The following is a 13,995-nucleotide window of genomic DNA, read 5'->3' as shown; positions in this document are numbered from 1 at the left end:
CGGCGTGTCAGAGACGGATCTCCAGCAGCTGGCCGGGCCAGGTGCCGGTCGGCAGCTCGACCTCGAAGCCCGCGGTCTCGGTGAAGCCGAGCGCCCGGTACTGGCCGACCAGCTTGCGGTCGTCGCCCGCGTAGCAGTCCACCCGCAGCAGGTCGAGGCCGCGCCGACGGGTCTCCTCGACCGCGTCGGCGATCAGCGCCGCGCCGATGCCGGAGCCCTTGCGGCTGCGGTCGGTGACCAGCAGGCGGACGAACAGCTCGGGCTCCGCCGAGACCGGGACGAACTTCCCCCGCTGCTCGGCCAGCACGCAGCAGCCGATCGTCCGGCCCTCGTCGTCCACCGCGATGCGGACCAGGAACGGCTCCTCGGCGTACGAGGTGACCTGGTCGATCCGGGCCCGGTCGGTGCTGAACGGCCGGTCGCCCCACTGGCCGGTGCGCTTCCCGGCGGCCAGCCAGGAGACGGCGCCGTCGAGCAGGGACAGGATGTCGGGGACGTCCGAGGGACCCCCGTTGCGGATCTTCATGGACATCCGTTCTACCCGGAACGGCCGGGCGAGGGAAGCTTGGATCATGAGATTGTTCGTCGCTGTCCTGCCTCCCGTGGAGGCGCTCCAGGGGCTCTCCGACGCGGTCGCGCCGCTGCACGGGCTGCCCGGGGCGGACCGGCTGCGCTGGACCACCGTCGAGGGCTGGCACCTGACCCTGGCCTTCCTCGGCCAGGTGCCGGCCGAGCGGCTGCCGGAGCTGGAGACCGCCCTGGCGGCCGTCGCCGAGGTGCACCCGGCCCACCCGCTGCGGATCGCCGGGGCCGGCCGGTTCGGCGACCGGGTGCTCTGGGCCGGGGTCGAGGGGCGGACCTGGGCGCTGCGCCGGCTCGCGGAGGCCGTGGCCGGGGCCACCGCCGAGTTCACCGGGGAGGCCGACGCCTTCGCCTTCCACCCGCACCTCACCCTGGCCCGGGCCGGCTCCTCGCGCGGACAGCGGCGGGCCGTCCAGCGGGTCGCGGCGGCCGAGCTGGAGGGGCTGGCGGCGGCGCTGGCGGACTACCGGGGGCCGGAGTGGGAGGCGGCCGAGCTGCACCTGATGAAGAGCGACCTGGCCGGGGGGTTCGCCCACTACGAGTCGCTGCGCTCCTGGGCGCTGGCCGACTGGGGCTGAGGGAGCCGACCCGGGGCCGAGGGGTTCGGGGCGGGGCCGAGGGGGCCGACCCGGGGCCGAGGGGTTCGGGGTGGGCCAGCGTGAGGTGGGGGTGTGAGCCGCAGGTACGCTCGTTGACCGTGGATCCCAAGACTCGAATGCGCATCGTCTCCGGCACCCTGGTGCTGCTGCTGGTCGTCGTACTGATCAGCTCGCTGGTCGGCAAGTAGCCCGGGCGGCCCCGGAGGGGCTCGGAGGGGCCCCGGAGCGGCTCGGCGCGGCCCCGGAACGGTTGCGGACCGGCCCCGGGAACGGAGAGAGGGCCACCGCCCGCAGGCGGTGGCCCTCAGCCGTGTCCTCGGGGGTCTCAGCCGGCCAGCTGCTCGACCACGTGGTCGATGCAGTGGGTGAGCGCCTCGACGTCCGCCGGGTCGATCGCCGGGAACATCGCGATGCGCAGCTGGTTGCGGCCCAGCTTGCGGTACGGCTCGGTGTCCACGATGCCGTTGGCACGCAGTGCCTTCGCGACCGCGGCGGCGTCCACCGACTCGTCGAAGTCGATGGTGCCGACCACCTGGGAGCGCTCGGCCGGGTTCGCCACGAACGGGTTGGCGTAGGAGGACTTCTCGGCCCAGGCGTACAGCCGGGACGAGGAGTCGGCCGTACGGGCGACGGCCCAGTCCAGCCCGCCGTTGCCGTTGATCCACTCCAGCTGGTCGGCCAGCAGGAACAGGGTGGCGAGCGACGGGGTGTTGTACGTCTGGTCCTTCGACGAGTTGTCGATGGCCGTCGGCAGGGAGAAGAACGGCGGGACGTAGCGGCCGGAGCCGGCGATCTCGGCGGCGCGCTCCAGGGCGGCCGGGGAGAAGGTGGCCAGCCACAGGCCGCCCTCGGAGGCGAAGGACTTCTGCGGGGCGAAGTAGTAGACGTCGGTCTCGGTGATGTCCACCGGCAGGCCGCCGGCGCCCGAGGTGGCGTCCACCAGCACCAGGGAGCCCTCGTCCGCGCCCACCGGACGCTTGATCGGCATCGCGACGCCGGTCGAGGTCTCGTTGTGGGTGAGGCCGTAGACGTCCACGCCGGCCTCGGCGACCGGCAGCGGGTGGGTGCCCGGGGCGGTCTTGATCACCGTCGGCTCGGCCAGCCACGGGGCGGCCTTGACCGAGGAGGCGAACTTCGAGGAGAACTCGCCGAAGTCCAGGTGCTGGGACTTCTCCCGCACCAGGCCGAAGGCGGCGATGTCCCAGAAGGCGGTGGAGCCGCCGTTGCCGAGGACGACTTCGTAGCCCTCCGGCAGCGAGAACAGGCTGCTCACGCCCTCGCGCACGCGCTTGACCAGGTTCTTCACCGGGGCCTGGCGGTGCGAGGTGCCGAGCAGGGAGGTCTGGGTGGCGGCGAGGGCACTCAGGGCCTCGGGGCGCACCTTGGACGGTCCGCAGCCGAAACGGCCGTCTGCGGGCTTGATGTCAGCGGGGATCTGGATCTGAGCCACGCGCGCAGCCTACCGGCGCGGGACTCGCCCGGGATACGGTCGTCCGCCCGCTGAGACTGTGATCTTCGCTGCCCGGGGACGCCGACAGCGGGCCCGGCCGGAGCCGGACCCGCTGGTCAGAGGCGTTCGATCGGCCGCTCGGGCGCGGGGTCAGTGCGCGATGGCGTCCCAGCCCTCGATCTCCTCGGGGCGGCGCGGGCCGGGGCCGATGTAGCGCGCGGAGGGGCGCACGAGGCGACCGGTGCGCTTCTGCTCCAGGATGTGCGCCGACCAGCCGGCGGTGCGCGCACAGGTGAACATCGAGGTGAACATGTGCGCGGGGACCTCGGCGAAGTCCAGCATGATCGCGGCCCAGAACTCGACATTGGTGGCCAGCACGCGGTCCGGACGGCGGTTGTGCAGCTCCTCCAGCGCGGCCTTCTCCAGCGCCTCGGCGACCTCGAAGCGCGGCGCGCCGAGCTCCTTGGCGGTGCGGCGCAGCACGCGGGCGCGCGGGTCCTCGGCGCGGTAGACGCGGTGGCCGAAGCCCATCAGGCGCTCGCCCTTGTCCAGCGCGTTCTTGACCCAGGTGGTCGCGTCACCGGTGCGCTCGATCTCCTCGATCATGCCGAGCACGCGGGACGGGGCACCGCCGTGCAGCGGGCCGGACATCGCGCCGACCGCGCCGGAGAGCGCGGCCGCGACGTCGGCGCCGGTGGAGGCGATGACCCGGGCGGTGAAGGTGGAGGCGTTCATGCCGTGCTCGGCGGCCGAGGTCCAGTAGGCGTCGACGGCCTTGACGTGCTTCGGGTCCGGCTCGCCCCGCCAGCGGATCATGAAGCGCTCGACGACCGTCTCGGCCTTGTCGATCTCGCTCTGCGGGACCATCGGCAGGCCCTGGCCGCGGGCGGACTGGGCGACGTAGGACAGTGCCATCACGGCGGCCCGGGCGAGGTCGTCGCGGGCCTGCTCGGCGGAGATGTCCAGCAGCGGCTTGAGGCCCCAGACCGGGGCGAGCATGGCGAGCGCGGACTGGACGTCGACCCGGATGTCACCGGAGTGCACGGGGATCGGGAAGGGCTCGGCGGCCGGCAGGCCGGGGTTGAACTTGCCGTCCACCAGCAGGCCCCAGACGTGGCCGAAGGAGACGTGGCCGACCAGGTCGTCGATGTCGACACCGCGGTACCGCAGGGCGCCGCCCTCGCGGTCGGGTTCGGCGATCTCGCTCTCGAACGCGACGACTCCCTCAAGCCCGGGTACGAAATCGGACATGCGACGGCTCCTTCAGTTCTGCGATCGGTGCCCCGCCGTGGTGGGGCGGCGCTCCAGTGACCGAATCGTGGTTGGCACTCGGTGCCAGAGTGACAGGCACGGGGTGCATTGCGCCATACACCACCGCGGTGATGTTTCCCGTGGGACCACTTGACTTTCCCGTCGGGGGTCGGTCGTGCCCGGGGGACTCCCGGAACCAAACACCAGGTTCCGGACAATTCCCCGTACGGCGGGCAGCAAGCGGTGGCGAGTCACCATATCTCCGACCGGGGTTCGTCCGGAGGTAGCGGTGCCGGTTGCTTGTCGTACGGGATGATGTTGGCGTGCAGACCCCGGAACGCGCCCAGTCGACGCCCCTGAGCCCCGCCACCCGGACCCCGGCCGACGAGCCCCGCCGCGGTCCGGACCCCACCGTGATGCGCAAGCACTACGTCCACGAGGGCCTGGCCGAGGAGCAGCTCGCGCCCGAGCCGATCGGGCAGTTCGCCCGCTGGTTCCACGAGGCGGACGAGGCCGGGGTGGTGGAACCCAACGCCATGGTGCTCTCCACCGCCGACGAGCGGGGCCGGCCCAGCTCGCGCACCGTCCTGCTCAAGGGCTTCGACAGCCGCGGCTTCGTGTTCTTCACCAACTACGGCTCCCGCAAGGGCTCCGAGCTCGCCGCCAACCCGTACGCCGCACTGCTGTTCCCGTGGATCGCGCTGGGCCGCCAGGTGATCGTCCAGGGGCCGGTGGAGAAGGTCGGCCGGGACGAGACCGCCGCCTACTTCCGCACCCGGCCGCACGGCTCCCAACTCGGCGCCTGGGCCAGCGAACAGTCCAGCCCGGTCGAGAGCCGCGCCGTCCTCGAACAGCGCTACGCCGACCTGGAGCGGCGCTACCCCGAGGGCGAGGGCGTCCCCGTCCCGCCGTTCTGGGGCGGCTACCGGGTCGTCCCGGAGGCGGTCGAGTTCTGGCAGGGGCGCGAGAACCGGCTGCACGACCGCCTCCGCTACCTCGCCGACCCGGCCGGCCCCGGCGGCTGGCGGGTGGAGCGCCTCTGCCCGTGACGGCGGGGGGCCGGGTGGTCACGGCGGCGCCGTGCGTCCGGGTGGCGGGCCCGGGCGTGGCGGGCGGCCGGATCTGATGAACCGTCACCGTTTTGTGTAGAATGTGCGCGTCGTGGACCGGGGTCGAGGATTCCTCGGCCGCGGGCCCGCTCGTGCCTGTGTGATCGGGTCGTGCCTGCGTGCATCCTAGTGAGGGACTAAGGGACTGATGGGCGTCACCGGTGCGGAAACCGTCGCGGGCCTCGACTCCGACCTGGTCGACGTCGCCGCCCTGCCGCTCGACGAGCTCGACGCCCTGCCCGACACCGTCCTCGGCGACCTGCTGCGCAGGGTCGTGGCGGACGCCCTGACCCCCGGGGCCGAACCGCTCGCCGCGTTCCAGTCGGCGCTCGAACTCCGCTGACCCCGCCGCTGACCGCCGGTTAAACCCCCCGAGGCGGGCGAATTCACCAACTGGCCCACCCGCTGGTGCGGTTGACGACATGCTGGGTAAGAAACCAGCGCCGTCACAGCACCGTCAGGGTCGGGGGGAACAGGTGAGTGAACGGGAGCAGCAGCAGCGCCCGTACTTCTTCTTCAGCTACGCGCGTCGGGACTTCGAGGCGGGGGACGCCTTCGTCGACCAGTTCTTCAACGACCTGAGGGACGAACTCGGGCGCATCCTCGGACCGGCCGTCCAGGCCGACGAACTCGCCTTCCGGGACACCGAACGGCTCCGGCTGGGCGACGAATGGGCCGAGAAGCTCGCGCTGATGCTCGGCCGCAGCCGGACCATGGTCGCGCTCTACTCCCCGGCCTACTTCGCCAGCCTCTACTGCGGCAAGGAGTGGACGGCCTTCCGCGGCAGGGTCCGGCGCCACCACGAGGAGACCGCGGAACTGGTCTCGGCGCTGATCCCGGTGCTCTGGGAGCCGGTCGCGCCCGGGGACCTCGTCACCGAGGTCACCAGGATCCAGTGGGCCCAGCCGGACATGGGCGAGGCCTACGCCCGGCACGGCCTGCGCGCCCTGCTGCGCACCGCCCAGCAGGACGCCTACCGGCAGGTCGTCCGGGTCGTCGCCGGACGGGTCCGGGACGCCGCCGTCCGGCGGCTCGCCGAACTGCCCGAGTTCGACCTGGAGGCCGTCCGCGGCTACTTCCCCGGGCCGGCCGCGCCGCCGCCCGCCGCCGAACCCGGCATGGTCCGGCTGTTCATCGCGGCCGGCCGGGCCTCGGAGGCCGCCGCCGAGGGCGGCTCCCGCCCGGGCGGCTGGTACGGGGCCAGGCCGTGGAACTGGACGCCGTTCTACCCGCCCGCCCAGCCCTCGCTGGCCTCCCGCGCCCAGCAGGTGATCACCAACGCCGGGCACATCACCACGCTGGAGGAGGTCGGCGCCGGGCTCGGCGAGAAGCTCGACCAGGCCCGGGAGGACAGCCAGGTCAGCGTCCTGCTGGTGGACCCGTGGGCGGCCGAGAACGAGCGCTACCGGACCGCCCTGCGCGAGTACGACGACCAGAACCACCCGGTCACCGGCGTGGTCGTGCCGATCGGCGGCAGCGACCCGGACGGGGAGCGCGAACCGCCGTGGACCGGCGTGCGCGCCGTCTTCCGCCGCAACTGGTTGCGCCGGCGCGACCCGGAGCACTTGTTCCGGGTCAAAGTGAGCCAGGAGAGCTTCGACAGCGACCTCGCCATCATGGTGACGGTTGCCCAGAACAAGCTCATGGACGACAACTTGGATTGGGGGGACGATGGCGGCGACGCCTTCGGCTTCGGCCCGGGCGGCGGCCCGGACATGCCGGGCCTCGCCATTCCGGCCGGTCCGCCCGGCCCCTCCGGTCCGCCGCGGAGCCCGTCCGCGCGCCGGGAACCCGAACCGCCACCGAAGGACCTGCCCGGCCAGCGCCCGGGCAGCCACGACGGCTCAGTCCCGCTGAGGGGAGACGGACGATGAGCATCGAGCCCGGCACGGAGCCCGGACGCGGCGGACCGGGATCGGTCGTCACGTTCTACTCCTTCAAGGGCGGCACCGGCCGGACCATGGCGCTCGCCAACGTCGGCTGGATCCTCGCCAGCCGGGGCCTGCGCGTCCTGGTGGTCGACTGGGACCTGGAGGCGCCCGGCCTCCACCGCTACTACCACCCGCTGCTGGTCGACCCCGAACTCCACTCCACCGACGGCCTGATCGACCTGCTGCGCGGGTACGTCAGGCAGGCGCTGCCCTCCGCCGCCGGGCCCACCGGCCAGTCCCCGGCCGCCTGGCTGGACGAACCCGGGCGGCTGGACGGCTACATCTGCGGCCTCGCCCTCGACCTGCCGGCCGGCGGGCGGCTCGACTTCCTCCCGGCCGGCCGCCAGAACGCCGCCTACGCGGCCGCCGTCACCAGCTTCAACTGGCGCAGCTTCTACCACGGCCGGGACATCCGCGGCGGCGAGTTCCTGCGCGAACTGCGCGAACGCTGGGCCCGCAACTACGACTACGTGCTCATCGACAGCCGCACCGGGGTCAGCGACACCTCCGGCATCTGCACCGTCCTGATGCCCGACACCGTGGTCGACTGCTTCACGTTCAGCGCCCAGAACATCCGCGGCGGCGTCGACGCGGCCAAGGCCATCGCCGAGGCCGAGGAACGGGCCATCCGGGTCCTGCCGGTGCCGATGCGGGTCGAGGACGCCGAACAGGAACGCCTCGAAGCCGGCCGGGACTTCGCCCGCGAGGCCTTCGCCCCCTACCTCGGCCGCTGGCTGCCCGGCGACCGCCGGGCCGCCTACTGGGCCGACGTCGAAGTGCCGTACAAGCCCTTCTACGCCTACGAGGAGGTGCCCGCCACCGTCGCCGACCGGCCGCAGGAGGCGCGCAGCCTGCTCAACGCCTTCGAGCGGCTGGCCGAGTGGATCACCGACGGGCGGGTCCGCTCGCTGCGCCCGCTCGGCTCCGAGGCGCGCCGCCGACTGTACGGCGCCTACCTGCGCTCCGCCCGGGCGGTGCCCCGCCAGGTCTACGTCAGCTACGCGCCCGAGGACCGGATGTGGGCCGAGTGGGCGGCCGGCACCCTCACCCGCTTCGGCTACCAGACCTCCCTGCACAACGCCGCCGAACCGTACACCGGCCAGCGGCCGCCGGAGGTCGCCGGACCGCTCGACGGCCAGGGCCGGCTGCTCGCGCTGCTCTCGCCCGAGTACACCGCGCTGCCCCGGGCCGGTGAGGTCTGGCAGCTCCTCCAAGGGCGTGAACTGCCTTCCGGCACCTCGGCGTTGGTCGCCCTGCGGCTGCAGGACTCGGACGAGCCGGTGCCCCGGCCGTTCATCGGCCAGGCGGTGCCCGACCTGGTCCGCTCCTCGGCGACCGGCGCCGAGGCCCAGCTGTACGGCGAACTCGGCCCGCCGCCCGGCAGCAACCGCCAGTTCGACACCGACAGCGGCGAGTTCCTCGCCCCCGCCCGCTTCCCCGGCACCGCCCCGCAGGTCCAGGACGCGCCCTCGCGCAACGCCGCCTTCATCGGCCGCGGCAAGCTGCTCGAACTGCTCCGCAACCGCTTCACCGGCGGCCCCGCCGCCGTCCTCAGCCAGGTGCTCTACGGCTTCGGCGGCGCCGGAAAGTCCCAGATCGCGGCCGAGTACGCGCACCGCTTCAAGTCCGCCTACGACGTCATCTGGTGGGTGCCCGCCGAGGAGCCCGCCAACATCCCGCAGAAGCTCGCCGAACTCGCCCCCCGGCTCGGCGTGCCCACCAGCGACGACGTCGCCCACACCGCCGCCGCCGTCCTGGACGCACTGCGCCGTGGCCACCCGTACCGCCGCTGGCTGCTGGTCTTCGACAACGCCGGCACCCCCGAGGAACTCGCCCCCTGGCAGCCCGGCGGCTCCTCCGGCGGGCACGTGCTGATCACCTCGCGCAACCAGGGCTGGGCCCGGCACGCCGGCCTGGTCGAGGTCGACGTCTTCCTGCGCGAGGAGAGCATCCGGCTGCTGCGCCGCTTCAACGGCGGCCTCTCCCCGGAGGATGCCGACCAGGTCGCGCACCGCCTCGGCGACCTCCCGCTCGCCGTCGGCCAGGCCGCCGTCTGGCTCCAGGAGACGTCGATGCCGATCGCCACCTACCTCGAACTGCTCGACGACGAGCTCACCGAGATGCTCGAACGCACCCGGCTGCGCCCCGCCGAGTACCCCCACTCCGCCGCCGCGACCTGGCGCATCTCGGTCGAGGAACTGCGCCGGATGAACGCCCCGGCCGCGCAGATACTGGAGCTCTGCGCCTTCTTCGGGCCCGACGCCATCCCGATGCGGCTGCTCTACAGCCGGGCCGTCACCCGCGCCCTGCGGCTGTCCCCGCGCGCGCCGCGGGACAAGCTCGCGATCGGCGAGTTCCTGCGCGCCATCAACCGGTTCGGGCTGGCCCGCACCGACCAGGGCAGCGAGACCATCACCGTCCACCGGCTGGTCCAGGCCGTGCTCCGGGACCAGGTCGAGGAGGAGCGGCAGGCCGAACTGCGCGGCGTCGTGCACGCGGCCCTGGCCACCGCCAACCCCGGCGACCCGGACATCCCCGCCAACTGGGCCGAGTACGCCGAACTCCTGCCCCACCTCTGGCCGTCCGGCGCCGTCGACAGCGGCGACGAGGACGTCCGGCAGTGGATCATCGACTCGGTCCGCTACCAGTGGAAGCGCAGCCTGCACGAGTCCGGCCGGGAACTCGCCGAACGGGCCCTGGAGCACTGGCGCGCGGACGGCTACGGCGGCGCCGGCTTCGACGTCGACAACGACGCCCAGACGCTCATGCTGCGCACCCAGCTGAGCAACATCCGCCGCTCCCAGGGGGCCCTCCAGGAGGCCTACGAGATGGACCGGGACATCCTGGAGCGGTTCACCGCGACCCTGGGCCCGGAGCACTCCCACACCCTCGCCGTCGCCAGCAGCCTCGGCGCCGACCTGCGCTTCCTCGGCCGCTACGACGAGGCCAGGGCGCTCGACCGCAGGACCCTGGACGCGGCGCGGCGCACCCTCGGGCCGGACCACCCGCGCACCCTGATGATCACCAACAACCTGGCCGTCTCCGACTACCTGGCCGGGGACCGCTACGCCGCCCTGGAGCGGCACCGCAGCAACTACCTCCAGCAGCGCGACGCGCTCGGCGCACACAGCCTCTACGCCCTCTCCTCCGCCTCCAACTACGCCCGCGACCTGCGCGAGACCGGCCGGCTGCGGGAAGCGCTGGACCTGCTGGAGGAGACCGTGCGGATCTACCAGCAGACCATCGGCGACAGCCACACCGACACCCTGCGGGCCCGCAAGAACCTCGCCGTCGCGCTGCGCCGGGCCGGGCGCTACCACGAGGCCCTGGAGATCGACGAGGACATCTACCAGCGCTACCTGGACATCAACGGCCCCGAACACCCGGACACCCTGGCGGCCGCCACCAACCTGGCCAGCGACCTCAACGCGCTCGGCGACACCGAGCGGGCGATCCCGTTGGCCGAACGGGCCCTCGCGCGGTACCGCGACTACCTGGGCGAGAACCACCCGGTCACGCTGGCCGGCGCCAACAACCTCTCGGTCTACCTGCGGCTGGCCGGCCGGGCCGCGGAGGCCCGGGAACTGTCCGGGCGCACGCTGGCGCAGTTCCGGACCGTCCTCGGCCCGGACCACCTGTACATCCCGATCGCGATGATGAACCACGCGAACGACCTGGCGCTGGCCGGCGAGATCCGGGCCGCGCTCGCCCTGGAACAGGAGGCGGAGCCGCTGATGACCAGGGCGCTCGGCCCGGACCACTACGACTCGATCGGCATCAACTCCAACCTCTCGCTGTCCCTGGCGGCGGTCGGGGAGAGCGAGCGGGCCGCCGAACTGCGGGCCGACTGCATCCGGCGGGCCCGGATCACGCTGGGGGAGGAGCACCCGACCACCGTCGCCGTGAAGGCCGGCACCAGGCTCGACTCGGACGTGGAGCCCCCGCACGTGTGACGGGCGATCAGGAGATGCCGCCGGGCGGTGCTAGGTTCACGCGCATGGTGCCGTTCCGGCAGTTCCTGCTGAAGATCCACAGCCGCTGCAACCTCGCCTGCGACTACTGCTACGTGTACGAGGGTGCCGACCAGAGCTGGCGCGACCGGCCGCGGCGGATGGAGCTCGCCACCGTCCGCCGCACCGCCCGGAGGATCGCCGAGCACGCGGCCGAACAGGGGCTCGACGAGGTCTCCGTGGTGCTGCACGGCGGCGAGCCGCTGCTCGTCGGCGCGGCCCACCTGGACGCCCTGCTCGCCGAGTTGGCCCGGATCGCCGAGGCCGGGCCGCGCGTGCGGTTCAGCCTGCAGACCAACGGGCTGCGGCTGCTGGACGAGCCCGCGCTGCTCGACGTGCTGCACCGCCACCGGGTCGGCGTGGCCGTCTCGCTGGACGGCACCCGGGCCGACCACGACCGGCACCGCCGGCTGCCCTCCGGCGCCGGCAGCTGGGAACGGACCGCGGCCGCGGTCCGGCTGCTCGGCTCCGGGCCGCACCGGGAGCTGTTCGCCGGCCTGCTGTGCGTCGTAGACCTGGCCGCCGACCCGGTCGCCACCTACGAGGCGCTGCTGGAGTTCGCCCCGCCCAGGCTCGACCTGCTGCTGCCGCACGCCACCTGGCAGAGCGGGCCGCCGGGCGTCCACCGCGGCCTCCCGACCGGGCCGCCCGGCCCCACCGACCCGGCGCCGTACGGGGAATGGCTGATCGCCGCCTTCGACCGCTGGTACGACGCGCCGCACCGGGAGACCGGGGTGCGGCTGTTCGAGGAGCTGTCCGTCCTGCTGCTCGGCGGGCGGGCCGCCAGTGAGGCGGTCGGGCTGGCACCCGTCGACCTGGTGGTGGTCGAGGCGGACGGCACCGTCGAGCAGGCCGACAGCCTCAAGGCGGCCTACGACGGAGCCGCCGGGACGGGCCTGGACGTGTGGCGGCACGGCTTCGCCCGGGCGGCCGCCCACCCGGCCTTCCGGGCCCGCCAGCGGGGCCTGGCCGGGCTCGGGCCGGAGTGCGCGGCCTGCCCGCTGGTGCGGGTCTGCGGCGGCGGGCTCTACGCCCACCGCTACGCCGGGGACGGCTTCGCGCACCCCTCGGTGTACTGCGCCGACCTGGACCGGCTGATCCGGCACATCGCGGGGCGGCTGCGGGCCGGGGTGGCGGAGCTGGCCGGGGCCGGACAGCGGCGGTAGCGGGGCGGCGTCGGACGGTGGCGGTAGCGGGGCGGCGTCGGACGGTGGCGGTAGCGGGGCGGCGTCGGACGGTGGCGGTAGCGGCGCGGTCGGCGAGGGGCGTGCTCACCCGTCCGGGTCATGCACGGGCCCGGACCGGCTGAGTCGGCGTCGCGCGGGGAAACTGCGGGCGGACCGGGCGGGGCGCCCGGCGATCCAGGAGACCTCACGAGAGGACAGACCGGTGACGGGTACGGGCGAGGCGGTGGCGGCCGGGGTGCCGGGCGCACGCGCGAAGCAGGGGAGCGGCGCGGCCGGAAGCGGTGCGGCCGGGCTGCCGCGGCACGGCCTGGACCGGGCGACCTTCCGGGCGATCGCGGCCGCCCGGGGCGGGCCGGAGGCCGTCCGGCTGCTGCGCGCGGGCCAGTTGAGCAAGCGGGCGCTGCTACTGCTGGCACTGCGCCGGACGGCGCCGCAGGACGAGGGCTACCGGGAGGCCTACCGCGCGGTGTGCGAACTCCAGCGGGCCGACCGGGCGCGCTGGGAAGAGGTGCTGCTGCGACCGGAGTTGGACGCCTGGGCGGCGGACTGCCTGCGTGCTCTCTCGCTGGACCAGGAGGCGCCGCTGGACGGGCTGGGCGAGTTCCTGCGGGTCGGGGCCGGGCCGGCGCTCGACCTGGAGTGCGAGGGGCTGCGCTGGGCGCCGGTGATCGACCACCTCGGGCCGCGCCGGGTGGACTACGGGCGCCCTTCCACCGGTCCGTTGTCGGCCGCCGAACTGAGCCGGTGGGAGGAGCAGTTGGCGACGGCTTGGGAGATCCTGGTGCGCCGGCACCGCCGGCACGCGGAGGCCGTGGCGGCCTGCGTCGCCGTGGTGGTGCCGTTGCGGCCGGCTCCCGGCGGGGAGGCGTTCAGCGCCGCTGCCCGACGGGCGTACGGGGCGGTGGCGGCCTCGCGGCCGGCCGAGCCGGTCCTGCTCGCGCTGGCCCTGGTGCACGAGTTCCTGCACGTCCAACTCGGCGCCCTGCTGGACCTCGTACCGCTCCACCTGCCCAATGGCCCGGCGGTCTACCACGCCCCCTGGCGGCCCGATCGGCGCCCGGCCGGTGCGCTGCTCCAGGGGACGTACGCGCACCTGGGGGTGGCCTCGTTCTGGGCGGCCGAGGCTGCCGCCGGGGTGAGTGAACCGGCCCGCGCGGAACGGGAGTTCACCTGCTGGCGGGCGCACACCCTGACGGCGGCCCGGACTCTGCTGGAGTGCGGCGAACTCACCCCGAGCGGAAGGGAGTTCACCGAGGAGCTGGCGCGTTCCGTCCGTGAGCTGGGGCCCTGAGGCGCGGCGCTCCGGAGGGATTCGGCCGGCCGGGCGACGGTGCGGCGGCGCCCGGGAGCGCCGGCGGGGGCGCCGCCCGTACCTCCGGCGCGCATCCGTACGGAGGCGGGCCGAGAGGCTCGAACGCCTGCTCCGGTCAACGCGCTTCGGCGCGCGCGATGGCGAATCGCGCGACCGCTGAACGGGTGAATTCTCGGGCTTCCGCGCGCCGTGGTACGGCGTCGGCTGGTTGGGCAGACCAACTTGGGGAGGCAAGGTGCCGCGCGGAGACCGCGCGGGCACTACATTGGTCGCAACCGGGTGACCTACCCGGACTCGGCAGGTCCTAACCGCGCCTAAGGAAACGAATATGACTCCGGTAACCAGCACCAGGCCGGCCCGTAACCTCACTGACTCTCAGGAGACGCCGGAACGCCCGTCCCTCGCCGAGCTCGCCGCCCTGGGTGCGGAGGAACTCGCCGCCCGGCTGCAGCGCGCCCTCCCCGGCGCGGAATCCGGCCTCGTGCCGGTCGCGGCCTTCAACTCCTCGATCTGACCCGCGCCGGAACCTCGAAACGGACCCCAGGCCGAGCTGAACCCGCCACA

The 13,995-nt window shown here is 73.8% G+C and carries 11 protein-coding genes; 8 read left to right on the top strand and 3 right to left on the bottom strand.

Annotated elements, in window-relative coordinates:
• Nucleotides 1-7: 7 nt before the first annotated feature.
• Nucleotides 8-574 (bottom strand): GNAT family N-acetyltransferase, encoded by a 567-nt coding sequence (locus ACIQWA_RS33715; RefSeq protein ID WP_402489080.1) that lies wholly within the window; start codon nucleotides 572-574, stop codon nucleotides 8-10.
• Here ACIQWA_RS33715 and thpR point away from each other — a divergent pair.
• Entirely contained in the window at nucleotides 573-1,160 is a 588-nt protein-coding gene (gene thpR, locus ACIQWA_RS33710; protein ID WP_402489077.1) for an RNA 2',3'-cyclic phosphodiesterase, read from the top strand. The genes ACIQWA_RS33715 and thpR overlap by 2 nt on opposite strands.
• A gap of 346 nt (nucleotides 1,161-1,506) precedes the next feature.
• On the opposite strand, the gene serC is transcribed toward thpR, so the two are convergent.
• Complete coding sequence (serC, locus tag ACIQWA_RS33705) at nucleotides 1,507-2,631, bottom strand: phosphoserine transaminase (protein ID WP_402489074.1); 1,125 nt, start codon at nucleotides 2,629-2,631, stop codon at nucleotides 1,507-1,509.
• Between the two features lie 150 nt (nucleotides 2,632-2,781).
• The gene (locus ACIQWA_RS33700; RefSeq protein WP_360239288.1) at nucleotides 2,782-3,882 is read right to left on the bottom strand and encodes a citrate synthase 2; all 1,101 of its coding nucleotides are present in this window, start codon (nucleotides 3,880-3,882) and stop codon (nucleotides 2,782-2,784) included.
• Nucleotides 3,883-4,298: 416 nt separating this feature from the next.
• Between ACIQWA_RS33700 and pdxH the strand changes: the two genes are divergently transcribed.
• From pdxH to ACIQWA_RS33665, 7 genes are all read left to right on the top strand, one after another.
• Nucleotides 4,299-4,931, top strand: a complete 633-nt coding sequence (pdxH, locus tag ACIQWA_RS33695) for a pyridoxamine 5'-phosphate oxidase (protein ID WP_402489238.1) — start codon at nucleotides 4,299-4,301, stop codon at nucleotides 4,929-4,931.
• 208 nt (nucleotides 4,932-5,139) lie between these two features.
• Nucleotides 5,140-5,334 carry an FxSxx-COOH cyclophane-containing RiPP peptide gene (fxsA, locus tag ACIQWA_RS33690; protein WP_350504982.1) on the top strand — a complete coding sequence of 65 codons (195 nt, stop codon included), beginning with the start codon at nucleotides 5,140-5,142 and terminating at the stop codon, nucleotides 5,332-5,334.
• A 133-nt stretch (nucleotides 5,335-5,467) separates the two neighbouring features.
• Nucleotides 5,468-6,865, top strand: a complete 1,398-nt coding sequence (locus ACIQWA_RS33685) for a TIR-like protein FxsC (RefSeq protein WP_402489069.1) — start codon at nucleotides 5,468-5,470, stop codon at nucleotides 6,863-6,865.
• Entirely contained in the window at nucleotides 6,862-10,875 is a 4,014-nt protein-coding gene (gene fxsT, locus ACIQWA_RS33680; protein WP_402489067.1) for an FxSxx-COOH system tetratricopeptide repeat protein, read from the top strand. The genes ACIQWA_RS33685 and fxsT overlap by 4 nt, the downstream gene beginning before the upstream one ends.
• Before the next feature lie 44 nt (nucleotides 10,876-10,919).
• A complete protein-coding gene (locus ACIQWA_RS33675; RefSeq protein ID WP_402489064.1) occupies nucleotides 10,920-12,098 on the top strand; it encodes an FxsB family cyclophane-forming radical SAM/SPASM peptide maturase in 1,179 nt (392 codons plus the stop codon).
• A 223-nt stretch (nucleotides 12,099-12,321) separates the two neighbouring features.
• Entirely contained in the window at nucleotides 12,322-13,410 is a 1,089-nt protein-coding gene (locus ACIQWA_RS33670) for an aKG-HExxH-type peptide beta-hydroxylase (protein ID WP_402489062.1), read from the top strand.
• Nucleotides 13,411-13,759: 349 nt separating this feature from the next.
• Nucleotides 13,760-13,945, top strand: a complete 186-nt coding sequence (locus tag ACIQWA_RS33665; protein WP_402489059.1) for a hypothetical protein — start codon at nucleotides 13,760-13,762, stop codon at nucleotides 13,943-13,945.
• Nucleotides 13,946-13,995 lie beyond the last annotated feature (50 nt).

The organism is Kitasatospora sp. NPDC098652 (genome assembly GCF_044760155.1).
In the GTDB taxonomy this organism is placed as follows: Bacteria; Actinomycetota; Actinomycetes; order Streptomycetales; family Streptomycetaceae; genus Kitasatospora.
The sequence above is the reverse complement of the archived record's forward strand: the minus strand, read 5'-3'. Positions and strand labels throughout refer to the sequence as shown.

What these genes read in the sequence shown, in the direction of transcription:
- thpR (WP_402489077.1), top strand. Translation starts at nt 573, where the DNA reads ATGAGATTGTTCGTCGCTGTCCTGCCTCCCGTGGAGGCGCTCCAGGGG.
- ACIQWA_RS33715 (WP_402489080.1), bottom strand. Translation starts at nt 574, where the DNA reads ATGATCCAAGCTTCCCTCGCCCGGCCGTTCCGGGTAGAACGGATGTCC.
- ACIQWA_RS33700 (WP_360239288.1), bottom strand. Translation starts at nt 3,882, where the DNA reads ATGTCCGATTTCGTACCCGGGCTTGAGGGAGTCGTCGCGTTCGAGAGC.
- pdxH (WP_402489238.1), top strand. Translation starts at nt 4,299, where the DNA reads ATGCGCAAGCACTACGTCCACGAGGGCCTGGCCGAGGAGCAGCTCGCG.
- fxsA (WP_350504982.1), top strand. Translation starts at nt 5,140, where the DNA reads ATGGGCGTCACCGGTGCGGAAACCGTCGCGGGCCTCGACTCCGACCTG.
- fxsT (WP_402489067.1), top strand. Translation starts at nt 6,862, where the DNA reads ATGAGCATCGAGCCCGGCACGGAGCCCGGACGCGGCGGACCGGGATCG.
- ACIQWA_RS33675 (WP_402489064.1), top strand. Translation starts at nt 10,920, where the DNA reads ATGGTGCCGTTCCGGCAGTTCCTGCTGAAGATCCACAGCCGCTGCAAC.
- ACIQWA_RS33665 (WP_402489059.1), top strand. Translation starts at nt 13,760, where the DNA reads ATGACTCCGGTAACCAGCACCAGGCCGGCCCGTAACCTCACTGACTCT.